This window comes from Streptococcus mitis (genome assembly GCF_008763935.1).
Lineage (GTDB): Bacteria > Bacillota > Bacilli > Lactobacillales > Streptococcaceae > Streptococcus > Streptococcus mitis_DB.
The window spans coordinates 79,815-103,555 of record NZ_VTQF01000005.1 but is presented as its reverse complement, the minus strand read 5'-3'; the positions used below and the strand labels follow the sequence as shown (position 1 = coordinate 103,555).

21 protein-coding genes are annotated in these 23,741 nt (G+C 42.6%); 20 read left to right on the top strand and 1 reads right to left on the bottom strand.

The window, feature by feature from the left end; all coding sequences use genetic code 11:
* Positions 1-71 precede the first annotated feature (71 nt).
* The 14 genes from purC (at position 72) to purB (ending at position 16,670) form a co-directional block, all read left to right on the top strand.
* A complete protein-coding gene (purC, locus tag F9B91_RS08480) occupies positions 72-779 on the top strand; it encodes a phosphoribosylaminoimidazolesuccinocarboxamide synthase (RefSeq protein ID WP_000043283.1) in 708 nt (235 codons plus the stop codon).
* Between the two features lie 67 nt (positions 780-846).
* Positions 847-4,572 (top strand): phosphoribosylformylglycinamidine synthase, encoded by a 3,726-nt coding sequence (locus F9B91_RS08475; RefSeq protein ID WP_150922964.1) that lies wholly within the window; start codon positions 847-849, stop codon positions 4,570-4,572.
* 93 nt (positions 4,573-4,665) lie between these two features.
* On the top strand, positions 4,666-6,108 hold the full coding sequence (purF, locus tag F9B91_RS08470) for an amidophosphoribosyltransferase (protein WP_049501033.1): 1,443 nt from the start codon (positions 4,666-4,668) through the stop codon (positions 6,106-6,108).
* Between the two features lie 217 nt (positions 6,109-6,325).
* Positions 6,326-7,348 carry a phosphoribosylformylglycinamidine cyclo-ligase gene (gene purM, locus F9B91_RS08465; RefSeq protein ID WP_150922962.1) on the top strand — a complete coding sequence of 341 codons (1,023 nt, stop codon included), beginning with the start codon at positions 6,326-6,328 and terminating at the stop codon, positions 7,346-7,348.
* A complete protein-coding gene (gene purN / locus F9B91_RS08460; protein ID WP_150922960.1) occupies positions 7,345-7,896 on the top strand; it encodes a phosphoribosylglycinamide formyltransferase in 552 nt (183 codons plus the stop codon). The genes purM and purN overlap by 4 nt, the downstream gene beginning before the upstream one ends.
* Before the next feature lie 44 nt (positions 7,897-7,940).
* Positions 7,941-8,405: a GNAT family N-acetyltransferase gene (locus F9B91_RS08455; RefSeq protein ID WP_150922958.1), complete on the top strand. Its 465-nt coding sequence runs from the start codon at positions 7,941-7,943 to the stop codon at positions 8,403-8,405.
* A 1-nt stretch (position 8,406) separates the two neighbouring features.
* A complete protein-coding gene (gene purH / locus F9B91_RS08450) occupies positions 8,407-9,954 on the top strand; it encodes a bifunctional phosphoribosylaminoimidazolecarboxamide formyltransferase/IMP cyclohydrolase (protein WP_150922957.1) in 1,548 nt (515 codons plus the stop codon).
* Between the two features lie 120 nt (positions 9,955-10,074).
* Positions 10,075-11,337: a phosphoribosylamine--glycine ligase gene (gene purD / locus F9B91_RS08445; protein WP_150922955.1), complete on the top strand. Its 1,263-nt coding sequence runs from the start codon at positions 10,075-10,077 to the stop codon at positions 11,335-11,337.
* Between the two features lie 106 nt (positions 11,338-11,443).
* Positions 11,444-11,548: a phosphoribosylaminoimidazole carboxylase gene (locus F9B91_RS11500; RefSeq protein WP_225306573.1), complete on the top strand. Its 105-nt coding sequence runs from the start codon at positions 11,444-11,446 to the stop codon at positions 11,546-11,548.
* A gap of 31 nt (positions 11,549-11,579) precedes the next feature.
* The gene (gene purE, locus F9B91_RS08435; protein WP_049509947.1) at positions 11,580-12,071 is read left to right on the top strand and encodes a 5-(carboxyamino)imidazole ribonucleotide mutase; all 492 of its coding nucleotides are present in this window, start codon (positions 11,580-11,582) and stop codon (positions 12,069-12,071) included.
* On the top strand, positions 12,058-13,146 hold the full coding sequence (gene purK / locus F9B91_RS08430; RefSeq protein WP_150922953.1) for a 5-(carboxyamino)imidazole ribonucleotide synthase: 1,089 nt from the start codon (positions 12,058-12,060) through the stop codon (positions 13,144-13,146). The genes purE and purK overlap by 14 nt, the downstream gene beginning before the upstream one ends.
* A gap of 43 nt (positions 13,147-13,189) precedes the next feature.
* A complete protein-coding gene (locus F9B91_RS08425) occupies positions 13,190-14,662 on the top strand; it encodes an AAA family ATPase (RefSeq protein WP_084887373.1) in 1,473 nt (490 codons plus the stop codon).
* Positions 14,663-14,669: 7 nt separating this feature from the next.
* Positions 14,670-15,149, top strand: coding sequence for a hypothetical protein (locus F9B91_RS08420; RefSeq protein WP_084887371.1), 480 nt, complete (start codon positions 14,670-14,672; stop codon positions 15,147-15,149).
* A gap of 225 nt (positions 15,150-15,374) precedes the next feature.
* The gene (gene purB / locus F9B91_RS08415; protein ID WP_101782715.1) at positions 15,375-16,670 is read left to right on the top strand and encodes an adenylosuccinate lyase; all 1,296 of its coding nucleotides are present in this window, start codon (positions 15,375-15,377) and stop codon (positions 16,668-16,670) included.
* A 210-nt stretch (positions 16,671-16,880) separates the two neighbouring features.
* Here the strand turns inward: purB and F9B91_RS08410 are convergent, their stop codons facing one another.
* Entirely contained in the window at positions 16,881-17,597 is a 717-nt protein-coding gene (locus F9B91_RS08410; protein ID WP_001007193.1) for a GntR family transcriptional regulator, read from the bottom strand.
* A gap of 319 nt (positions 17,598-17,916) precedes the next feature.
* Here F9B91_RS08410 and F9B91_RS08405 point away from each other — a divergent pair, with 319 nt between their 5' ends.
* The 6 genes from F9B91_RS08405 to F9B91_RS08380 all read left to right on the top strand — a co-directional run bounded on the left by F9B91_RS08405 (position 17,917) and on the right by F9B91_RS08380 (position 23,702).
* Positions 17,917-19,704: a glycoside hydrolase family 35 protein gene (locus F9B91_RS08405; RefSeq protein ID WP_150922952.1), complete on the top strand. Its 1,788-nt coding sequence runs from the start codon at positions 17,917-17,919 to the stop codon at positions 19,702-19,704.
* A complete protein-coding gene (locus F9B91_RS08400) occupies positions 19,701-20,177 on the top strand; it encodes a PTS sugar transporter subunit IIB (RefSeq protein ID WP_020903315.1) in 477 nt (158 codons plus the stop codon). The genes F9B91_RS08405 and F9B91_RS08400 overlap by 4 nt, the downstream gene beginning before the upstream one ends.
* A gap of 26 nt (positions 20,178-20,203) precedes the next feature.
* Positions 20,204-21,109: a PTS mannose/fructose/sorbose/N-acetylgalactosamine transporter subunit IIC gene (locus tag F9B91_RS08395; protein ID WP_023947383.1), complete on the top strand. Its 906-nt coding sequence runs from the start codon at positions 20,204-20,206 to the stop codon at positions 21,107-21,109.
* Complete coding sequence (locus F9B91_RS08390) at positions 21,096-21,917, top strand: PTS system mannose/fructose/sorbose family transporter subunit IID (protein WP_020903317.1); 822 nt, start codon at positions 21,096-21,098, stop codon at positions 21,915-21,917. Before F9B91_RS08395 ends, F9B91_RS08390 begins: the two co-directional genes overlap by 14 nt.
* Positions 21,918-21,920: 3 nt before the next feature.
* Positions 21,921-22,325, top strand: coding sequence for a PTS sugar transporter subunit IIA (locus F9B91_RS08385; protein ID WP_020903318.1), 405 nt, complete (start codon positions 21,921-21,923; stop codon positions 22,323-22,325).
* Positions 22,326-22,535: 210 nt separating this feature from the next.
* Complete coding sequence (locus F9B91_RS08380; protein WP_004257942.1) at positions 22,536-23,702, top strand: SIS domain-containing protein; 1,167 nt, start codon at positions 22,536-22,538, stop codon at positions 23,700-23,702.
* The last annotated feature ends 39 nt before the right edge of the window (positions 23,703-23,741 follow it).

Sequence of the window (23,741 nt, the reverse complement as noted above, 5' to 3'; positions counted from 1 at the left end):
GGTTAAATTCTTGTAATTTTAGGCTTTTTATGGTAGAATGTGCTCAAGTAATACGAAAGGCGAACTTTAAAATGTCAAAACAATTGATCTATTCGGGAAAAGCTAAAGATATCTATACAACTGAGGATGAAAATCTTATTATTTCAACTTACAAGGACCAGGCGACTGCTTTCAATGGTGTCAAGAAGGAGCAGATTGCAGGTAAGGGAGTGTTGAATAATCAGATTTCATCTTTTATTTTTGAGAAATTAAATGCGGCTGGTGTGGCGACTCACTTTGTGGAGAAACTTTCAGACACGGAACAACTCAATAAAAAGGTTGAGATTATTCCTCTCGAGGTTGTGCTTCGCAACTACACGGCTGGTTCCTTTTCAAAACGTTTTGGTGTAGACGAAGGAATCGCATTTGAGACTCCGATTGTCGAATTTTACTACAAAAATGATGATTTGGATGATCCATTCATCAATGATGAGCATGTGAAATTCCTACAGATTGCGGATGACCAGCAGATTGCCTACTTGAAGGAAGAAACGCGTCGTATCAATGAACTTTTGAAAGTCTGGTTTGCTGAGATTGGGCTTAAATTGATTGACTTTAAGCTAGAGTTCGGTTTCGATAAGGATGGAAAGATTATCTTGGCAGACGAATTTTCACCAGATAATTGCCGTTTGTGGGATGCAGATGGCAACCACATGGATAAGGATGTTTTCCGTAGGGGATTAGGAGAGCTAACAGACGTTTACGAAGTTGTCTGGGAGAAATTGCAAGGTTTGAAATAATCTGTTTGCAAGACTCTCAAGGTCATTTGGAAACATTGCAAGAGCTGAAATAAAGGAATAAGGATTGATGGATAAACGTATTTTTGTTGAAAAAAAGGCTGATTTTCAGGTCAAATCAGAGAGTTTGGTTAGAGAACTCCAGCATAACTTGGGACTTTCAAGCTTGAAAAGTATTCGTATTGTGCAAGTGTATGATGTCTTTAACTTGGCTGAGGACTTGTTTGCGCCTGCAGAGAAACACATCTTCTCTGAGCAGGTGACAGACCATGTCTTGGACGAAGCGGCTGTGCAAGCGGATCTTGCCAACTATGCTTTCTTTGCCATTGAAAGCCTACCAGGGCAGTTTGACCAGCGTGCAGCATCTTCGCAGGAAGCCTTGCTTTTACTAGGAAGTTCGAATGATGTAACGGTTAATACAGCCCAACTTTACTTGGTGAATAAAGATATTGATGCGACTGAGTTGGAAGCGGTCAAGAACTATCTGCTCAACCCAGTTGATTCTCGTTTCAAGGACATCACGGTAGGGATTGCCAAGCAGGAGTTTTCAGAGTCAGACAAGACCATTCCTAAATTGACTTTCTTTGAAAGCTATACAGCAGAAGACTTTGCCCGCTACAAGGCCGAGCAAGGGATGGCTATGGAAGTGGATGATTTACTCTTTATACAAGACTACTTTACGTCAATCGGACGCGTGCCAACTGAGACCGAACTCAAGGTTTTGGATACTTACTGGTCTGACCACTGCCGTCATACGACTTTTGAGACAGAGTTGAAACACATCGACTTTTCAGCTTCTAAATTCCAAAAGCAATTGCAGTCAACCTATGACAAGTATATTGCCATGCGTGATGAGTTGGGGCGTTCTGAAAAACCGCAAACCTTGATGGATATGGCGACTATTTTCGGTCGTTATGAGCGTGCTAATGGACGTTTGGATGATATGGAAGTGTCAGACGAAATCAATGCTTGCTCAGTAGAAATCGAAGTGGATGTTGATGGTGTGAAAGAGCCATGGCTTCTCATGTTCAAGAATGAAACTCACAACCACCCAACTGAGATTGAACCATTTGGTGGGGCTGCTACCTGTATCGGTGGAGCCATTCGTGATCCATTGTCAGGTCGTTCCTACGTTTATCAAGCCATGCGTATTTCAGGTGCGGGTGATATTACAGCACCGATTTCGGAAACGCGTGCTGGGAAATTGCCACAACAAGTTATTTCTAAAACAGCTGCCCATGGTTATTCTTCATATGGTAACCAGATTGGGCTTGCAACAACCTACGTTCGTGAGTATTTCCACCCAGGCTTTGTAGCTAAACGCATGGAGCTAGGTGCTGTTGTCGGAGCGGCTCCTAAGGGCAATGTTGTCCGTGAAAAACCGGAAGCGGGTGATGTCATTATCCTCCTTGGAGGTAAGACTGGACGTGATGGTGTCGGTGGTGCGACAGGTTCTTCTAAGGTTCAAACGGTTGAGTCTGTAGAGACTGCTGGTGCTGAGGTTCAAAAAGGGAATGCCATCGAAGAACGCAAGATTCAACGTCTGTTCCGTAATGGTGATGTCACTCGTCTTATCAAGAAATCCAATGACTTTGGTGCTGGTGGTGTCTGCGTGGCTATTGGTGAATTGGCAGACGGTCTTGAAATCGACCTTAATAAAGTGCCTCTTAAATACCAGGGCTTGAATGGTACCGAAATTGCCATCTCTGAATCACAAGAACGTATGGCGGTTGTGGTGCGTCCTGAAGACGTAGATGCCTTTGTTGAAGAATGTAACAAAGAGAATATTGACGCTGTTGTGGTTGCGACAGTGACTGAAAAACCAAATCTTGTCATGCACTGGAATGGTGAAACCATTGTCGACTTGGAACGTCGTTTCCTTGACACCAATGGTGTGCGCGTGGTCGTCGATGCTAAGGTTGTGGACAAGGATGTCACACTTCCAGAAGAACGTCAAACATCTGCTAACACACTTGAAGTTGATACCCTTGCGGTTCTATCTGACCTCAACCATGCGAGTCAAAAAGGATTACAGACTATCTTTGACTGCTCTGTTGGACGCTCAACGGTTAATCACCCACTTGGTGGTCGTTACCAACTCACACCAACTGAGGCATCTGTGCAGAAATTACCAGTTCAACACGGTGTGACTCATACTGCGTCAGTCATGGCTCAAGGTTTCAACCCATATGTAGCTGAATGGTCTCCATACCACGGTGCTGCCTATGCGGTGATTGAAGCAACTGCTCGTTTGGTTGCTACAGGTGCCAAATGGTCTCAGGCTCGTTTTTCTTACCAAGAGTACTTCGAGCGCATGGACAAACAAGCTGAGCGTTTTGGTCAGCCAGTAGCAGCTCTCCTAGGTTCTATCGAGGCACAAATTCAGCTTGGTTTGCCATCTATCGGTGGTAAGGACTCCATGTCTGGTACCTTTGAAGAATTGACAGTACCGCCAACCTTGGTAGCCTTTGGGGTAACGACAGCAGATAGCCGTAAGGTGCTTTCTCCTGAGTTCAAAACTGCCGGGGAAAACATCTACTACATCCCAGGTCAAGCACTCTCAGCAGAGATTGATTTTGACTTAATTAAGTCAAATTTTGCTCAGTTTGAAGACATCCAAGCTGGTCACAAAGTGACATCTGCATCAGCTGTCAAATATGGTGGTGTGGTTGAAAGTTTGGCTCTTGCTACCTTAGGAAATCATATTGGTGCAGAGGTGACTTTGCCTGAACTTGAAACGGCTTTGACAGCTCAATTAGGTGGATTTGTCTTTACCTCTCCTGAAGAAATCGCTGGAGTGGAGAAAATCGGACAAACAAAAGCAGACTTTACACTAACTGTCAACGATGTGAAGCTAGATGGACACAAACTTGACAGTGCTTTCCAAGGGAAATTGGAAGAAGTTTACCCAACAGAATTTGCCCAAGCTAAAGAACTAACAGAAGTTCCAGTTGTCGCTACTAACACAGTCATCCAAGCTAAAGAAAAAGTTGAAAAACCGGTAGTCTATATCCCAGTCTTCCCAGGAACTAACTCAGAATATGACTCAGCCAAGGCCTTCGAAAAAGAAGGTGCAGAGGTCAACTTGGTGCCATTTGTGACCTTGAATGAAGAAGCCATTGTCAAGTCAGTTGAAACCATGGTTGACAACATCGGCAAGGCGAACATTCTCTTCTTTGCCGGTGGATTCTCAGCTGCGGACGAGCCAGATGGTTCAGCTAAGTTCATTGTCAATATTCTGCTCAATGAAAAAGTGCGTGTAGCTATTGATAGCTTTATCTCCCGTGGTGGATTGATTATCGGTATCTGTAATGGATTCCAGGCCCTCGTCAAATCAGGTCTTCTTCCATACGGGAACTTTGAAGATGCCAGCAGTACTAGCCCAACCCTCTTCTACAATGACGCCAACCAACACGTGGCCAAGATGGTAGAAACTCGCATTGCCAATACCAACTCACCATGGTTGACTGGTGTGCAAGTGGGTGATATCCACGCCATTCCTGTTTCGCACGGTGAAGGGAAATTTGTCGTGACAGCTGAGGAATTTGCAGAGCTCCGTGACAATGGACAAATCTTTAGCCAATACGTGGACTTCGAAGGCAAACCAAGTATGGATTCTAAGTACAATCCAAATGGTTCTGTAAATGCTATAGAGGGAATTACTAGCAAGAACGGCCAAATCATTGGTAAAATGGGACACTCAGAACGTTATGAGGATGGTCTTTTCCAAAATATCCCAGGAAATAAAGATCAGCACCTGTTTACGTCGGCGGTTAAATACTTTACTGGAAAATAAGACTTACAGATTTTCTAATAGATAGTATCAGTAATGTAAAAGTCATGTAGATTTAGCTCTTGGTGCTACACAAATAAAAATTAGGTATATAAAATGACATACGAAGTAAAATCTCTTAATGAAGAATGTGGTGTTTTCGGTATCTGGGGACATCCAGATGCTGCTAAGTTGACCTATTTTGGTCTCCACAGTCTTCAACACCGTGGTCAGGAGGGGGCAGGAATCCTCTCCAATGATCAGGGGCAATTGAAGCGGCATCGCGATATGGGTCTTCTATCAGAAGTCTTCAGAAATCCTGCTAACTTAGATAAATTGACAGGAACTGGTGCGATTGGGCATGTGCGTTATGCGACTGCTGGCGAAGCTTCTGTAGATAACATCCAGCCCTTCCTCTTCCGTTTTCATGATATGCAGTTTGGCTTGGCTCATAATGGAAACTTGACCAATGCTGCCTCTCTCAAGAAAGAATTGGAACAAAGAGGCGCGATTTTCAGCGCGACTTCGGACTCGGAAATCTTGGCTCACCTCATTCGTCGCAGTCATAATCCTAGCCTGATGGGAAAAATCAAGGAAGCGCTCAGCCTTGTCAAAGGTGGTTTTGCCTATATCTTGCTGTTTGAGGACAAGTTGATTGCGGCTCTTGACCCCAATGGTTTCCGTCCGCTTTCTATCGGGAAAATGGCCAACGGAGCGGTGGTTGTTTCCTCTGAGACCTGTGCTTTTGAGGTCATTGGTGCAGAGTGGATTCGTGATTTGAAGCCAGGTGAGATTGTGATCATTGATGACAAGGGCATCCAGTATGATAGCTATACGGATGATACTCAGCTCGCGATTTGTTCTATGGAGTATATCTATTTTGCCCGCCCTGATTCTAATATCCACGGTGTCAATGTCCATACGGCACGTAAACGTATGGGTGCCCAATTGGCGCGTGAATTCAAGCATGAGGCGGATATCGTGGTCGGTGTGCCCAATTCTTCCCTCAGCGCGGCTATGGGGTTTGCGGAAGAGTCCGGGCTACCAAATGAAATGGGCCTCATCAAGAACCAATACACCCAACGTACCTTTATTCAACCGACTCAAGAATTACGGGAGCAAGGGGTGCGGATGAAACTGTCTGCTGTTTCAGGCGTTGTAAAAGGCAAGCGTGTGGTTATGATTGATGACTCTATTGTACGTGGAACAACCTCTCGTCGTATCGTTCAGCTCTTGAAAGAAGCTGGTGCGACTGAAGTTCACGTTGCTATTGGCAGTCCAGCGCTAGCTTATCCATGCTTCTACGGGATTGATATCCAGACTCGTCAGGAGCTGATTGCGGCCAATCATACTGTTGAAGAAACTCGCCAAATCATTGGGGCGGATAGCCTGACCTATCTTTCTGTTGAAGGATTGATTGAGTCGATTGGTATTGAAACGGATGCGCCAAATGGTGGTCTCTGTGTCGCTTATTTTGATGGGGATTACCCAACGCCTCTCTACGACTACGAAGAAGACTATCGTAGAAGTTTGGAAGAAAAGACCAGTTTTTACAAATAGACAATAGATCCTCCATTAAAGAAAAGGGATATAAAAATGACAAATAAAAATGCTTATGCTCCACGTCTCACTACTGACTAAAAGCTAAAGCATTTGTCAGTAGACGCTTTCTCCTATGGGACCAAAGATAGAGACCTGACTAGTATTTTTAGATAAGATAATTGTTTATCTAAAAATACGTCGCAGTCTTTCCCAAAAAAAGAAAAGGAAAAATAAAATGGCAAATAAAAATGCGTACGCTCAATCTGGTGTGGATGTTGAAGCGGGTTATGAAGTTGTTGAACGGATCAAAAAGCACGTGGATCGTACGGAGCGTGCAGGTGTCATGGGAGCTCTGGGTGGCTTTGGTGGTATGTTTGACCTCTCAAAGACTGGGGTTAAAGAACCCGTCTTGATTTCAGGGACTGATGGTGTCGGAACTAAGCTCATGCTTGCTATCAAGTATGACAAGCACGATACCATCGGTCAGGACTGTGTGGCCATGTGTGTCAACGATATCATTGCTGCAGGTGCGGAGCCCCTCTATTTCCTTGACTACGTAGCGACAGGGAAGAATGAACCAGCTAAGCTAGAACAAGTGGTTGCTGGTGTGGCAGAAGGTTGTGTGCAGGCAGGCGCTGCCCTCATCGGTGGGGAAACGGCTGAAATGCCAGGTATGTATGGTGAAGACGACTATGATTTGGCTGGTTTTGCGGTCGGCGTGGCTGAAAAATCTCAAATTATTGACGGTTCAAAAGTGGCAGAGGGAAATGTTCTTCTTGGACTTGCTTCAAGTGGGATTCATTCCAATGGATACTCTCTCGTCCGTCGTGTCTTTTCGGACTACACAGGTGAGGAAGTTTTGCCAGAATTGGAAGGCAAGCAACTCAAGGCAGTCCTTCTTGAACCGACTCGTATCTATGTCAAAGCTGTTTTACCACTCATCAAGGAAGAGTTAGTCAACGGCATTGCCCACATTACTGGTGGTGGCTTTATCGAAAATGTCCCTCGTATGTTTGCAGATGACCTAGCTGCTGAGATTGATGAAAGCAAAGTTCCAGTGCTTCCAATTTTCAAAGCCCTTGAAAAATACGGTGAAATCAAGCATGAGGAAATGTTTGAAATCTTCAATATGGGTGTGGGACTTATGCTAGCAGTCAGCCCTGAAAATGTAAGTCGTGTCAAGGAATTGTTGAATGAACCAGTCTATGAAATTGGTCGTATCGTCAAGAAAGAAAACGAAAGTGTCATCATCAAATGAAAAAAATAGCGGTTTTTGCCTCGGGTAATGGCTCAAATTTTCAGGTGATTGCGGAACAATTTCCAGTAGAGTTTGTCTTTTCAGACCATCGTGACGCCTATGTGCTCGAGCGGTCAGACAAGCTTGGCGTTCTGTCCTATGCTTTTGAACTCAAGGAGTTTGAGAGCAAGGCAGACTATGAAGCAGCACTTGTTGAGCTATTAGAAGAGCACCAGATTGACTTGGTTTGTCTAGCAGGCTACATGAAAATCGTTGGGCCAACCTTATTGGCGGCTTATGAAGGTCGGATTATCAACATTCACCCAGCCTACCTGCCAGAATTTCCAGGAGCTCATGGGATTGAGGATGCTTGGAATGCTGGGGTGAATCAGTCTGGTGTGACCATTCACTGGGTAGATTCTGGTGTGGATACAGGCAAGGTCATCAAACAAGTACGTGTGCCAAGGCTAGCGAATGATACCATCGACAGTTTTGAAGAACGGATTCATGAAGCGGAGTATAAGTTGTATCCGGAAGTGCTGGATAGCTTGGGAGTGGAGAGAAGGTAAGAAGTAAATCAAGTTTTGATTGTGCAATATTGCTAGGAGAAAAAATGATTGAGATAAAATTAGTAGATGAGAGCAGTTTTCAGGCAGTGCTGGATTTGAAAATATCTGAAGCTGATGAACGAGCACGTTTCGTGTCTCCAAATGTACGCTCTTTAGCTGACGCATGGCTCTACCGAGAGAATGGGGATGTGTTTCCAATGGCAATTTATTGGAATGAGCTTGTAGTTGGTTTTCTCCTGTTGGAAATAGATAACGATGAAGCGGAATACTTTATCTGGCGGATAATGATTGGTCAGCAGTACCAAGGAAGAGGTTATGGACGAAAAGCTGTGGAAGTTCTGATCAAAAAGGCTCAGATGGATATCACTTGCAATCATATTATCGCAGATTATGTGGTTGGAAATGAAAAAATGAAGCACCTGTTGACTAGTTTGGGTTTTCAGGAAACAGGATTTATAAAAGAAAATAACGAAGTCGCTATGCGCTTGGACCTAAAGAAAGAGGAATAGAATGACGAAAAAAGCTTTGATCAGCGTATCAGATAAAGCGGGCATTGTTGAATTTGCCCAAGAACTCAAAAAACTTGGTTGGGATATTATCTCGACAGGTGGGACAAAGGTTACCCTTGATAATGCTGGGGTGGATACGGTTGCCATCGATGATGTGACTGGTTTCCCAGAAATGATGGATGGTCGTGTCAAGACCCTTCATCCAAATATCCACGGTGGGCTCCTTGCTCGTCGCGACTTAGATAGCCATTTAGAAGCGGCTAAGGACAATCAGATTGAGCTTATCGATCTTGTTGTAGTTAACCTTTACCCATTTAAGGAAACTATCCTCAAACCAGACGTGACTTATGCTGATGCGGTGGAGAATATCGATATCGGCGGGCCATCTATGCTTCGTTCAGCAGCTAAAAACCACGCTAGTGTAACAGTTGTGGTAGACCCTGCTGACTATGCTGTGGTTTTGGATGAATTGGCAGCAAATGGCGAAACAACTTACGAAACTCGCCAACGTCTGGCAGCCAAGGTTTTCCGTCACACAGCGGCTTATGATGCCTTGATTGCAGAGTATTTCACAGCTCAAGTGGGTGAAAGCAAACCTGAAAAGCTGACCTTGACTTATGACCTCAAGCAAGCCATGCGCTATGGGGAAAATCCTCAGCAGGATGCCGATTTCTATCAAAAAGCCTTGACGACTGACTACTCGATTGCATCCGCTAAACAGCTTAACGGGAAAGAATTGTCATTCAACAATATCCGCGATGCGGATGCTGCCATTCGTATTATCCGTGACTTCAAAGACCGTCCAACCGTTGTGGCTCTCAAACACATGAACCCATGTGGAATCGGTCAGGCTGATGACATCGAGACTGCTTGGGGCTACGCTTATGAGTCTGACCCAGTTTCTATCTTTGGTGGGATTGTCGTTCTTAACCGTGAGGTAGATGCTACGACAGCTGAGAAGATGCATGGTGTATTCCTTGAAATCATCATTGCACCAAGCTATACGGATGAAGCGCTAGCCATTTTGACCAACAAAAAGAAAAACTTGCGTATCCTTGCCTTGCCATTTGATGCTCAAGAGGCTAGCGAAGTGGAAGCAGAATACACAGGTGTAGTTGGTGGACTTCTGGTGCAAAACCAAGATGTGGTCAAGGAAAGCCCAGCCGATTGGCAAGTGGTGACCAAACGCCAACCAACTGAGACAGAAGCGACAGCTCTTGAGTTTGCTTGGAAGGCTATTAAATACGTCAAATCAAACGGAATCATTGTAACCAACGACCACATGACACTGGGTGTTGGTCCAGGTCAGACTAACCGTGTGGCTTCTGTTCGCATCGCTATTGACCAAGCTAAAGACCGTCTGGACGGCGCTGTGCTTGCTTCGGATGCCTTTTTCCCATTTGCGGATAATGTGGAAGAAATCGCCAAAGCAGGTATCAAGGCCATCATCCAGCCAGGTGGGTCCGTCCGTGACCAAGAGTCTATCGAAGCTGCGGATAAATATGGCTTGACTATGGTCTTTACAGACGTGAGACATTTTAGACATTAAGAAGGTAAAGGGAAGAAAACAGTTTCTTTCCTTTTTTGCGTAAAAACGCGGAGTGAAACAAGATTAAAACGAACGTTTGTGGTATAATATTAGTAAATAATTCGCAAAAGAGGTTGAGAAATGAAGCTGTTAGTTGTCGGTTCGGGTGGTCGTGAACATGCGATTGCTAAGAAGTTGCTTGAGTCAAAAGACGTTGAAAAAGTCTTTGTAGCTCCTGGGAATGATGGGATGACTCTGGATGGTTTGGAATTGGTAAATATCTCTATTTCCGAACATTTTAAATTGATTGACTTCGCAAAGGCCAACGATATTGCTTGGACCTTTATCGGTCCAGATGATGCCCTTGCGGCTGGTATCGTGGATGATTTCCATGTAGCTGGTCTCAAAGCCTTTGGTCCGACAAGATTGGCAGCGGAGTTGGAGTGGTCCAAGGATTTTGCCAAGGAAATCATGGTCAAATACGGCGTTCCGACAGCAACCTATGGCACATTCTCAGACTTTGAGGAAGCCAAGGCCTATATCGAAAAACATGCTGCGCCTATCGTGGTCAAGGCGGATGGCTTGGCGCTTGGGAAAGGTGTCGTTGTTGCGGAGACGGTTGAGCAAGCAGTCGAAGCCGCTCATGAGATGCTTTTGGACAATAAATTTGGTGATTCAGGTGCGCGTGTGGTTATCGAGGAGTTTCTGGCTGGAGAAGAGTTCTCTCTCTTTGCCTTTGTCAATGGCGACAAGTTCTACATCATGCCAACGGCTCAGGACCACAAACGTGCCTACGATGGCGACAAAGGGCCTAACACGGGTGGTATGGGTGCCTATGCGCCAGTTCCTCACTTGCTACAGAGCGTGGTTGATACAGCGGTTGACACCATTGTCAAGCCAGTCCTTGAGGGCATGATCCAAGAAGGGCGTCCTTATCTGGGTGTCCTTTACGCAGGTCTTATCTTGACAGCTGATGGACCCAAAGTCATTGAGTTCAACGCTCGTTTCGGAGATCCTGAAACGCAAATCATCTTGCCTCGTTTGACATCTGACTTTGCACAAAATATTACGGATATCCTCGATGGCAAGGAGCCAGCTATTACTTGGACGGACAAGGGTGTGACACTTGGCGTGGTTGTAGCTTCAAATGGCTACCCACTCGCTTATGAGAAAGGTGTCAAGCTTCCTACCAAGACAGAAGGCGACATCATCACTTACTATGCCGGTGCCAAATTCGCTGAAAATGGGCAAGACCTTCTCTCAAATGGCGGACGTGTCTATATGCTGGTCACCACAGCCGACACCGTCAAAGAAGCTCAAGACATCATCTACAGCCAACTCGCCCAACAAAAAACAGAAGGCCTCTTCTACCGAACAGATATCGGAAGCAAGGCTATTCGATAAAGATATAAGAAAAAGCGACGAAGTCGTCAAGTACGTTAATGGGCGCATAACCTTGCGAGCGTTAGCGAGCTAATATAGAACAATCACCGCCGTTGTGAAATAACGATTGGATGACAATCCAATCGTTCAGGGAAATTGGAAGACCTTGGGCTTCCAATTTAGGCATGAGACACCTTTGGTGGCTGCTGCCGTCTCTCACAACCTAAGGTGATTGAAAAAAGAAAGGAAAGAAAAGGAAAATTATGACCAAACCAATTATTTCCATCATCATGGGCTCCAAATCCGACTGGGCAACCATGCAAAAAACAGCAGAAGTCCTAGACCGCTTCGGTGTAGCCTACGAAAAGAAAGTTGTTTCTGCCCACCGTACACCAGACCTCATGTTCAAGCATGCAGAAGAGGCCCGTAGCCGTGGCATCAAGGTCATCATCGCAGGTGCAGGTGGCGCAGCCCATTTGCCAGGGATGGTAGCAGCCAAAACAACTCTTCCAGTCATCGGCGTGCCAGTCAAATCACGCGCGCTTAGTGGCGTGGATTCACTCTATTCTATCGTACAGATGCCGGGTGGAGTACCAGTCGCAACCATGGCTATTGGTGAAGCAGGTGCGACTAACGCTGCCCTCTTCGCCCTCCGTCTCCTTTCAGTAGAAGATCAGGCTATCGCGACAGCATTGGCAGATTTTGCAGAAGAGCAAGGAAAAATCGCAGAGGAGTCTACAAATGAGCTCATCTAAAACAATCGGAATTATAGGTGGCGGCCAGCTGGGTCAGATGATGGCCATTTCTGCTATCTACATGGGGCACAAGGTTATCGCGCTGGATCCTGCGGCTGATTGCCCAGCCTCTCGCGTGGCGGGAATCATCGTGGCTCCTTATAACGATGTGGATGCCCTCCGTCAATTGGCGGAGTGCTGTGATGTTCTTACCTATGAATTTGAAAATGTCGACGCCGATGGTTTGGATGCTGTCATCAAGGATGGACAACTCCCTCAAGGGACAGACCTGCTCCGCATTTCTCAAAATCGTATTTTTGAAAAGGACTTTCTCTCAAACAAGGCTCAAGTCACTGTGGCACCTTACAAGGTTGTGACCTCAAGCCAAGATTTGGCAGATATGGACCTATCGAAAACCTATGTCCTCAAGACTGCGACTGGTGGCTATGATGGACACGGTCAAAAGGTCATTCGCTCAGAAGCAGATTTGGAAGAAGCCTATGCGTTAGCTGACTCATCGGACTGTGTCTTGGAAGAATTCGTCAAATTTGACCTTGAAATTTCTGTCATCGTATCAGGAAATGGCAAGGACGTGACGGTTTTCCCAGTTCAGGAAAATATCCACCGAAACAATATCCTGTCTAAGACCATCGTGCCTGCTCGCATTTCAGAAAGTCTAGCAGACAAGGCTAAAGCTATGGCAGTGCGAATCGCAGAACAACTCAACTTGTCTGGAACTCTCTGTGTGGAAATGTTTGCGACAGCTGATGACATTATCGTCAATGAGATTGCCCCGCGTCCACACAATTCAGGACACTACTCAATCGAAGCCTGTGACTTCTCCCAGTTTGATACCCATATTCTAGGCGTTCTGGGATCGCCATTGCCAGCTATCAAACTGCATGCGCCAGCCGTTATGCTTAATGTACTCGGCCAACACGTCGAGGCTGCTGGAAAATATGTCACAGAAAATCCAAGCGCCCACCTCCACATGTATGGTAAAATAGAAGCGAAGCACAACCGCAAGATGGGACATGTGACTTTGTTTAGTGATGCGCCGGATAGTGTGGGAGAGTTTGGTGTTGGTTTAAAATAAGTGGTGTTTTCAATTTTGTATATTTATAGTAAGGAGGTATTATATGGTTAGCAAGCTAAAAAATATAAAAATAGAAAATTTTAAAAGTTTTGAAGGCCAAAACACTTTTTATGTTGAAGAATTGACTACTATTATTGGATTAAATGCATCTGGGAAGTCTAATCTTATTGAAGCTTTATCTATCTTGTCAATGATTGGTCGAGATACATTGCTTACAAATGCATTGAATAATTCAAGTAAAGTTACTTTACCAATTAGAGGTGAGGCACAAGGATGTCTACGAGGTGCTAAAAAAACTTTTGGTTTAGGTTGTACAATTGAGAAAAGCAACGGGAATGAATTGGATTATTTTATCAAATTTAAGGTTGAAGATAATGATAGAGTTTTTGTAGATGAGGAATCTCTTTTTGAATTAAATAAAAAAAAGTCTAATGAAAAATCTCTTATCTATAAAACAGTGAAAAATTCAAAAAGTATAGCGGATATAAGTGTTGAATATGACAATAAAAAACGTGGGAAAAATCCCAGAATAACAATGGATAGAAGTCGATCTGTTTTATCTCAATTAGATGAAAATCGAATTGAGACTAACACTCAGTTAGTTAACTTTTATGATTTAATTGAAGATATGTCTAAAAAAGGAGAGAATAGTTTTAATATTAATGATATTGACAAAATATCTAGTAAAAAAATCACAATATTTGAGGAAATAAACATTGTAAGAAAAGTGTTGAATTCAATGTTTATTTTGAATATTGATTCCAAAATGATTCGAAACTATGCACGTAGAGATAATTCACAACTTACTTATAATGCGGGTAATTTATCGTCCGTACTGGATAGATTGTATTTGGATGTCAGAAGATATAAAAGATATACTGATGAAAAATCTTTGCCTATTGGAATTACTCAACGAGCAATAGAAAATCTGAAAGAACGTAAAAAAGCATGGGATAGACTATTAGCTACAATTGACATAATACCTGAGTATAAGATCTCAGATTTATCTATTACAGTTACACCAGCTCCATATCGTGATGTAATTTTTACATGTATTGAGCAAATTGAAGATAAGAACGTAAAAATCCCAGCAACGTCGTTATCTGATGGCACTATCTCAGTTATTGCTATCACAACAGCAGTATTAACTTACCCAGATAATTCGATTATTGTTATTGATGAATTTGATAATGGGATTCACCACAGTAAGGCAATAAAATTTTTAGAAAAAATTCAAGAAATTGCAAGACAGAGACGAATTACTCTTGTGTTAACAACTCATAATACTACTTTACTGAATTCCCTTAAAGGGAAAGAATATAATGGTATTAATATTATACATAGGGAAAAAGAGTCAAGCAATAGTAAGATTATAAGGTTTATAGAAATACCAAATTATGAGAAAATTATTGCAACAGGAGGAGTAGGTCAAGCAGTGGCAAAAGACGGACTACTTTCGTACTTAGAACAAAAAGAATCTGATATTGAGTTGCCTGATTGGTTGAAAGGTTTGTAATGTTGTTATGAAAGAGACTAGATTTATTGATACCAGTATTTTATTAGAAATTTTAGAAGTTCCTGATAAATGTAAGGAGCCTGAGAAATATCAAAAAGAATTTGCAGAATTTACTCGACAGTCACAGGCAAGTTTGGTTATGCCTATCTCTGTATTGATTGAAACAGGAAATCATATTAACCACATTAAAGGGAATCAGCAAGCAAAGGAAAAATCGACCAAAAGATTTCTTGATATCTTAAAATTATTTATCCATAGCACCAATCCATGGTTTTTTTATGGATATAATTTCACTGCAGATGATATTGAGAGGGTAATAGAAAAATATCAGGAATTTAGATATTCGGGACCGGGTATAGGTGATGTATTTATTCTAGACTCCTATTTAGAATATGTTGCCAAATTAAAGGATAGTGGTAATCAAAATCATAAAATTGAGATATGGACTTTAGATAAACATTTAACAGGTTATTGTACGGAACTTTAATGATGATATTATACACTTGAGAAGTGACATTGAAACTATCTAAATTAAGTAAGGAAATATATGTTTGGTATAATACAATAAACAAAGAAAGGGAATGGGCATCTAGTTTGCAGAACTGAACCCGGGCGGAAAGCTCGGAATTTAGATAAACCTCCTAGGACGCAAGCGTCCGTCGTTGGTTTCCTAAAATTCAGTCGCTTTCTAGTCGCCCTTGGTATCTTAATCATGATCAACCGTTACTCTCGCCCTGAGATGGCGAATATTTGGAGTGAAGAAAATAAATACCGTGCTTGGCTTGAGGTGGAAATCTTGGCTGACGAGGCATGGGCTGAGTTGGGGGAAATTCCTAAGGAAGATGTGGCTTTGATTCGCGAGAAGGCGGACTTTGACATCGACCGTATTTTGGAGATTGAGCAAGAGACTCGCCACGATGTGGTAGCCTTCACACGTGCGGTTTCTGAGACTCTTGGTGAAGAGCGCAAGTGGGTCCACTATGGTTTGACCTCTACCGACGTGGTAGATACGGCCTACGGTTACCTATACAAGCAGGCCAACGACATCATCCGTCGTGACCTTGAAAACTTCACCAACATCATCGCTGATAAGGCTAAGGAGCACAAGTTCACCATCATGATGGGTCGTACCCACGGTGTGCACGCTGAACCTACAACCTTTGGTCTTAAATTGGCGACTTGGTATAGCGAAATGAAGCGCAATATCGAGCGTTTCGAGCATGCAGCTGCTGGTGTTGAGGCTGGTAAAATTTCTGGTGCGGTTGGAAACTTTGCCAACATCCCACCATTCGTTGAGCAATACGTCTGCGACAAATTGGGTATCCGTGCTCAAGAAATCTCTACACAGGTGCTTCCTCGTGACCTTCACGCTGAGTACTTTGCAGTTCTTGCTAGCATTGCGACTTCTATCGAACGTATGGCGACTGAGATTCGTGGTTTGCAAAAATCAGAACAACGTGAAGTGGAAGAATTCTTTGCTAAAGGGCAAAAAGGTTCATCTGCAATGCCTCACAAACGCAACCCTATCGGTTCTGAGAACATGACAGGTCTAGCGCGTGTTATCCGTGGTCACATGATTACTGCCTATGAGAACGTAGCTCTCTGGCACGAACGTGATATCTCTCACTCATCAGCTGAGCGCATCATTACACCAGATACGACTATTTTGATTGACTACATGCTCAACCGTTTTGGAAATATTGTCAAGAATTTGACAGTCTTCCCAGAAAACATGATCCGCAACATGAACTCGACTTTTGGTTTGATTTTCAGTCAACGTGCTATGTTGACCTTGATTGAAAAAGGAATGACCCGTGAGCAAGCCTATGACTTGGTACAACCAAAAACAGCCTACTCTTGGGACAATCAAGTAGACTTTAAACCACTTCTTGAAGCAGATCCAGAGGTAACTTCTCGCCTCACTCAAGAAGAAATCGATGAAATCTTCAACCCTCTTTATTACACCAAACGAGTGGATGATATCTTTGACCGTCTTGGTTTAGGATAATTAGAATAAAAATCGAAGTTCTATTACTCTATTTATAGGAGTAGAAGAACTTCGATTTTTATTTTGTCTTCAAGTATTTTTGATAAAAATTACCTATATTTTAGTAAAATTTAAACAAATTTAGTCTATCTTAATTTACATATAGAAAATACATTTTTAATGTCATATAATAAGCATAGAAAAAGCCCAAGCAAGGCTTAGGCTTTCTTCTTAGTGATCACGGTCACATGAAATGAATTTGATTTTGTAGTAATCTGCGCGTTTATATGTTTCGCTGTATGCAAGAACTTGACCAGTAGACTCTAGTTTAGTAGTCTTGGTTTGTAAAACGGTTGGGAATTGTTCATCGACTCCGAGGATTGAAGCCGCATGTTCTGGAGTTGGAAATGCTATTTCATTGATTTCTTCAAAATGTTCATCATTCATGTGAATGTGGTAATCCAATTTGAAACGGTTATAGATAGAACTATAATATTCAAGATTTGGATAATTTGCGTTGATGTATTGTTCTGGGATGTAAGATGTATGGTAGATGTACACAACACCACCTGTTTCGCGAACACGTTCAATCTTGTAGTAGAACTGATCTCCGCGTAGTCCAAGTTTTTCTAAGTAGCTTAGTTTGTTTCCACGCTCAATAGAAAGGACGGTAACTTTATCATCTTTAGTTTCAAAAACTTCTACATCTGAAAATTCTACGAGTTTGTGTTTGCGTGCACGTGAAACGAATGTACCCTTTCCTTGTTGGCGGACAATATAGCCATCTTTGGCAAGGTCGTTTAAGGCGCGTACAACTGTGATAGAACTTACATCATACATTGCAATCAATTCAGCTTCAGTGTAGAATTTATCTCCACTGGCAAATTGACCAGAAATGATTTTGTTCTTTAACTCATCTTTAATATATTGATACTTTGGAATTGCCATATTTTCACCTCGATTTTCCTTCTCCGTTAAAAATTTTACCATAAAACTGGAAAGAATAGTAGCCTTTTGAATAAAAAAATTAGAATAATAGGCTATAAGGTTAATTTACATAAAAAATAGGAGGTTTTATACATTTTTATACATGCTACCTGTTTGAAGCTATATGTCTGTAAATTTTATATCTTTATAAGTTTTTTGTGTAAAATTTAGTGAAAAATGAAAAAAATTGTGAAAACCTATTGACAAATGTAAGATATTGAGTTATATTTACTATATCAACAAATGAAAGCGTAAACTTTAGTTGTCAGAAGGTAAGAATATGACACGATTTGAGATACGGGATGATTTTTATCTCGATGGAAAATCATTTAAGATTTTATCTGGCGCCATTCATTATTTTAGGGTTCCTCCAGAAGATTGGTATCATTCGCTCTATAACTTGAAGGCTCTTGGTTTTAATACAGTAGAGACTTATGTGGCCTGGAATTTACACGAGCCTCGTGAGGGTGAGTTTCACTTTGAAGGAGCTCTGGATTTGGAGCGATTTCTCCAAACGGCACAAGATTTGGGTCTCTACGCTATCGTTCGTCCGTCGCCCTTCATCTGTGCGGAGTGGGAATTCGGTGGCTTACCAGCTTGGCTTTTAACCAAAGATATGAGGCTTCGTTCCTCAGATCCTGCTTATATTGAAGCTGTAGGTCGCTACTATGACCAGCTCTTGTCACGATTGGTTCCACATTTGTTGGACAATGGTGGCAATATCCTCATGATGCAGGTTGAAAATGAGTATGGTTCTTATGGAGAAGATAAGGCTTATCTGAGAGCAATTCGACAGTTGATGGAAGAGCGTGGCGTAACCTGTCCTCTCTTTACATCAGATGGTCCATGGAGAGCTACTCTGAAAGCTGGAACTTTGATCGAAGATGACCTCTTTGTAACAGGAAACTTTGGTTCTAAAGCTCCGTACAACTTTTCACAGATGCAGGAATTCTTTGATGAGCATGGCAAGAAATGGCCGCTCATGTGTATGGAGTTCTGGGATGGCTGGTTCAATCGTTGGAAAGAACCGATTATCACACGGGATCCGAAAGAGTTGGCAGATGCAGTTCGAGAGGTTTTGGAACAAGGCTCCATCAATCTTTACATGTTCCATGGTGGCACAAACTTTGGTTTCATGAATGGTTGCTCAGCTCGAGGGACTTTGGACCTGCCACAAGTTACATCTTATGATTACGATGCCCTTCTGGATGAAGAAGGAAATCCAACTGCCAAATATTTGGCAGTCAAGAAGATGATGGCAACACATTTCCCAGAGTATCCCCAGTTGGAACCACTCTACAAAGAGAGTATGGAGTTGGATGCTATTCCACTAGTAGAAAAAGTTTCCTTGTTTGAAACCTTAGATAGCTTGTCTAGTCCGGTAGAAAGTCTCTATCCTAAAAAGATGGAGGAGTTGGGACAAAGTTATGGCTATCTACTCTATCGAACAGAAACAGATTGGGATGCAGAAGAAGAAAGACTTCGTATCATTGACGGTCGAGATAGGGCTCAGCTTTATGTCGATGGTCAGTGGGTTGAAACCCAATATCAGACAGAGATTGGGGAAGATATTTTTTATCAAGGTGAAAAGAAAGCGCTATCTAGGCTGGATATCTTGGTAGAAAATATGGGGCGTGTCAACTATGGACACAAGTTCTTAGCGGATACGCAACGTAAGGGAATTCGGACAGGTGTTTGTAAGGATTTGCACTTCTTACTAAACTGGAAACACTATCCACTCCCACTAGATAATCCTGAGAAAATTGATTTTTCAAAAGGATGGACAGAAGGACAACCAGCCTTTTACGCTTATGACTTTACAGTCGAAGAGCCAAAAGATACTTACCTAGACTTGTCTGAGTTTGGTAAGGGAGTTGCCTTTGTAAACGGGCAGAATCTAGGACGTTTTTGGAACGTCGGCCCAACCCTCTCGCTTTATATCCCTCATAGCTATCTCAAGGAAGGTGCCAATCGTATCATCATCTTTGAAACAGAGGGCCAATATAAAGAAGAGATTCATTTAACTCGTAAACCTACACTAAAACACATAAAGGGGGAAAACTTATGACAATTGTAGGATGCCGTATCGATGGACGTTTGATCCACGGACAAGTAGCCAATCTATGGGCTGGAAAACTAAATGTTTCACGTATCATGGTTGTAGATGACGAAGTTGTCAACAACGACGTTGAAAAGAGTGGTTTGAAACTTGCAACACCACCAGGTGTGAAGTTGAGTATTTTGCCAATTGAGAAAGCGGCAGCCAATATTCTTGCTGGAAAATACGATAGCCAACGTCTCTTTATCGTGGCTCGTAAACCAGACCGCTTCCTTGGTTTGGTAGAAGCAGGTGTACCAATTGAAACCCTTAATGTTGGGAATATGTCTCAAACACCAGAAACTCGCGCCATCACACGTTCTATCAACGTAGTGGACAAGGATGTGGAAGACTTCCACAAATTGGCAGAAAAAGGTGTTAAACTTACTGCTCAAATGGTTCCAAATGATCCAATTTCAGACTTTTTGAGCTTATTAAAATAGGAAAAAATTTTTAGGAGGTCATTGTTATGATACAATGGTGGCAAATTTTACTTCTCACTTTGTACTCAGCTTATCAAATCTGTGATGAGTTGACGATCGTTTCATCTGCAGGTTCCCCTGTATTTGCTGGTTTCATTACTGGTTTGATTATGGGAGATGTGACTACTGGTCTGCTTATCGGTGGTAACTTGCAACTGTTCGTTCTTGGGGTTGGTACCTTCGGTGGTGCTTCTCGTATTGACGCAACTTCTGGTGCGGTTCTTGCAACAGCATTCTCAGTTTCACAAGGAATCGCTACAGACCTTGCGATTACAACAATCGCTGTACCAGTAGCAGCACTTTTAACATACTTCGACGTTCTTGGACGTATGACAACTACTTTCTTCGCACACCGTATTGATGCTGCAATCGACCGCTTTGATTACAAAGGTATCGAACGCAACTACTTGCTTGGTGCGATTCCTTGGGCTTTATCTCGTGCCCTTCCAGTCTTCTTCGCGCTTGCATTTGGTGGTGAATTTGTACAACACGTAGTAGACTTCGTTACAAAATACCAGTGGGTTGCAGATGGTTTGACACTTGCAGGACGTATGCTTCCAGGTCTTGGATTTGCAATCTTGCTTCGTTACCTTCCAGTTAAACGTAACCTTCACTACCTTGCAATGGGATTTGGTTTGACAGCTATGTTGACTGTTCTTTACTCATATGTAACAGGTCTTGGTGGCGCTGTTGCTGGTATCGTAGGTACTCTACCGAAAGATGTTGCTGAAAAAATTGGTTTCGTGAACAACTTCAAAGGTTTGTCTATGATTGGTATCTCTATCGTAGGTATCTTCCTTGCAGTGCTTCACTTCAAAAATAGCCAAAAAGTAGCTGTAGCAGAACCTTCTACACCATCAGAAAGTGGGGAAATCGAAGATGACGAATTCTAATTACAAACTTACAAAAGAAGATTTTAATCAAATCAACAAACGTAGCTTGTTTACTTTCCAATTGGGTTGGAACTACGAACGTATGCAAGCTTCTGGTTACCTTTACATGATCTTGCCTCAATTGCGTAAAATGTATGGGGATGGAACTCCTGAATTGAAAGAAATGATGAAAGTTCATACTCAATTCTTCAATACTTCACCATTCTTCCACACCATTATCGCTGGTTTTGACCTTGCCATGGAAGAAAAAGATGGTGTGGGTTCAAAAGACGCCGTTAATGGTATCAAGACAGGTTTGATGGGACCATTCGCTCCTCTTGGAGATACAATCTTTGGTTCACTTGTACCTGCGATCATGGGATCTATCGCAGCAACTATGGCTATCGGTGGTCAACCTTGGGGTATCTTCCTTTGGATTGCAGTTGCAGTAGCGTATGATATCTTCCGTTGGAAACAGTTGGAATTTGCCTACAAAGAAGGGGTTAACCTTATCAACAATATGCAAAGTACCTTGACAGCTTTGATTGACGCTGCATCTGTACTTGGTGTCTTCATGATGGGTGCTCTTGTAGCAACAATGATCAACTTTGAAATTTCTTACAAGTTGCCAATCGGTGAAAAGATGATTGATTTCCAAGACATCTTGAACCAAATCTTCCCACGTTTGCTTCCAGCAATCTTTACTGCCTTTATCTTCTGGTTGCTTGGTAAGAAAGGTATGACCTCTACTAAAGCTATCGGTATCATTATCGCTCTTGCAGTAGGTCTTTCTGCCTTTGGTAAATTTGTACTTGGAATGGGCGCATAATTTATGGCTAAATCATTAATTTTGGTGAGTCATGGTCGCTTCTGTGAAGAACTTAAAGGTAGCACTGAAATGATCATGGGTCCACAAGACAATATTCATGCAGTGGCTCTTCTTCCAGAAGATGGTCCAGAAGAATTTACTGCGAAATTTGAAGCTGCTATTGAAGGATTGGATGATTTCCTAGTCTTTGCGGATCTTCTCGGTGGAACACCATGTAACGTGGTCAGTCGTTTGATCATGGAAGGTCGTGACATCGAACTTTATGCAGGAATGAATCTTCCAATGGTGATTGAATTTATCAATGCGAGCCTTACAGGTGCAGATGCGGACTATAAGAACCGTGCTGCAGAAAGCATTGTGAAAGTTAATGACCTGTTAGCTGGCTTCGATGATGACGAAGATGAATAAGATGTGACAACGTGAAAATCAGAGGGAAAATAGGCGATAGGAGGATGGAGCGATTCTCCGACGATAATCGGTCTTTTTCCCAAAGATTTTAGTTGGAACTCGATTCAATAAGATGTGATATCGTGAAAATCGTTAGAGCATTTTATATAGAATATACATGGGAATGGGGCTTACTCCCATTCCCATATTTAATAGAAAAAGAGGAAATCAATGCTACATTATACAAAAGAAGACTTGCTCGAATTGGGTGCAGAAATCACTACACGTGAAATCTACCAACAGCCTGATGTATGGAAAGAAGCTTTTGAATCTTATCAAGCAAAACGTGAAGAAATTGCAGCCTTCCTACAAGGGATTGCTGATAAACATGACTATATCAAGGTTATTTTGACAGGTGCGGGGACTTCTGCTTATGTGGGAGATACCTTGGTACCTTACTTTAAGGAAGTATATGACGAACGCAAATGGAATTTCAATGCCATTGCGACAACAGATATCGTTGCCAATCCAGAAACTTATTTGAAAAAAGATGTGGCAACTGTCCTTGTGTCTTTTGCTCGTAGTGGGAACTCACCTGAAAGTGTGGCGACTGTTGATTTGGCCAAAGCCTTGGTGGATGAGCTTTATCAAGTGACGATTACTTGTGCAGCAGATGGTAAATTGGCACTTCAAGCTCATGGAGATGACCGCAATCTTTTGCTTTTGCAACCAGCTGCTTCCAATGATGCTGGATTTGCTATGACTTCTAGCTTTACGTCTATGATGTTGACAGCTCTCTTGGTCTTTGATCCTACAGAATTTGCTGTTAAAGCTGAACGTTTTGAAGTTGTATCTAGTCTTGCCCGTAAAGTTCTAGACAATGCAGAAGATGTCAAAGAGCTTGTTGACCTTGACTTTAACCGTGTCATCTATCTAGGCGCTGGTCCTTTCTTTGGTCTTGCTCATGAAGCTCAGCTCAAGATTTTGGAATTGACAGCTGGCCAAGTGGCGACCATGTATGAAAGTCCAGTTGGCTTCCGTCACGGTCCAAAATCTCTGATCAACGAAGATACAGTTGTCTTGGTCTTTGGTACAACGACAGACTACACTCGTAAGTACGACTTGGACTTGGTTCGTGAAGTTGCTGGTGACCAGATTGCTCGTCGTGTTGTGCTTTTGAGTGATCAAGCCTTTGGTCTTGAAAATGTCAAAGAAGTGGCCCTTGGTTGTGGCGGTGTCTTGAACGATATTTACCGTGTCTTCCCTTACATCGTTTATGCCCAACTCTTTGCCCTATTGACTTCACTCAAGGTAGAAAATAAACCAGATACACCGTCTCCTACAGGTACAGTAAACCGTGTGGTACAAGGTGTTATCATCCACGAATATCAAAAGTAATACTGCGTTTATAGATTCTTGATAAAGGGGTTTGTAAAT

Coding starts and splice junctions, on each gene's coding strand:
- purN (WP_150922960.1), top strand. CDS start 7,345: ATGAAAAAAATAGCGGTTTTTGCCTCGGGTAATGGCTCAAATTTTCAG.
- purF (WP_049501033.1), top strand. CDS start 4,666: ATGACATACGAAGTAAAATCTCTTAATGAAGAATGTGGTGTTTTCGGT.
- F9B91_RS08380 (WP_004257942.1), top strand. CDS start 22,536: ATGCTACATTATACAAAAGAAGACTTGCTCGAATTGGGTGCAGAAATC.
- F9B91_RS08395 (WP_023947383.1), top strand. CDS start 20,204: ATGATACAATGGTGGCAAATTTTACTTCTCACTTTGTACTCAGCTTAT.
- F9B91_RS08420 (WP_084887371.1), top strand. CDS start 14,670: ATGAAAGAGACTAGATTTATTGATACCAGTATTTTATTAGAAATTTTA.
- purB (WP_101782715.1), top strand. CDS start 15,375: ATGATCAACCGTTACTCTCGCCCTGAGATGGCGAATATTTGGAGTGAA.
- purM (WP_150922962.1), top strand. CDS start 6,326: ATGGCAAATAAAAATGCGTACGCTCAATCTGGTGTGGATGTTGAAGCG.
- purE (WP_049509947.1), top strand. CDS start 11,580: ATGACCAAACCAATTATTTCCATCATCATGGGCTCCAAATCCGACTGG.
- F9B91_RS08425 (WP_084887373.1), top strand. CDS start 13,190: ATGGTTAGCAAGCTAAAAAATATAAAAATAGAAAATTTTAAAAGTTTT.
- purK (WP_150922953.1), top strand. CDS start 12,058: ATGAGCTCATCTAAAACAATCGGAATTATAGGTGGCGGCCAGCTGGGT.
- F9B91_RS08405 (WP_150922952.1), top strand. CDS start 17,917: ATGACACGATTTGAGATACGGGATGATTTTTATCTCGATGGAAAATCA.
- F9B91_RS08410 (WP_001007193.1), bottom strand. CDS start 17,597: ATGGCAATTCCAAAGTATCAATATATTAAAGATGAGTTAAAGAACAAA.
- purD (WP_150922955.1), top strand. CDS start 10,075: ATGAAGCTGTTAGTTGTCGGTTCGGGTGGTCGTGAACATGCGATTGCT.
- F9B91_RS08390 (WP_020903317.1), top strand. CDS start 21,096: ATGACGAATTCTAATTACAAACTTACAAAAGAAGATTTTAATCAAATC.
- F9B91_RS08385 (WP_020903318.1), top strand. CDS start 21,921: ATGGCTAAATCATTAATTTTGGTGAGTCATGGTCGCTTCTGTGAAGAA.
- F9B91_RS08475 (WP_150922964.1), top strand. CDS start 847: ATGGATAAACGTATTTTTGTTGAAAAAAAGGCTGATTTTCAGGTCAAA.
- purC (WP_000043283.1), top strand. CDS start 72: ATGTCAAAACAATTGATCTATTCGGGAAAAGCTAAAGATATCTATACA.
- F9B91_RS08400 (WP_020903315.1), top strand. CDS start 19,701: ATGACAATTGTAGGATGCCGTATCGATGGACGTTTGATCCACGGACAA.
- purH (WP_150922957.1), top strand. CDS start 8,407: ATGACGAAAAAAGCTTTGATCAGCGTATCAGATAAAGCGGGCATTGTT.
- F9B91_RS08455 (WP_150922958.1), top strand. CDS start 7,941: ATGATTGAGATAAAATTAGTAGATGAGAGCAGTTTTCAGGCAGTGCTG.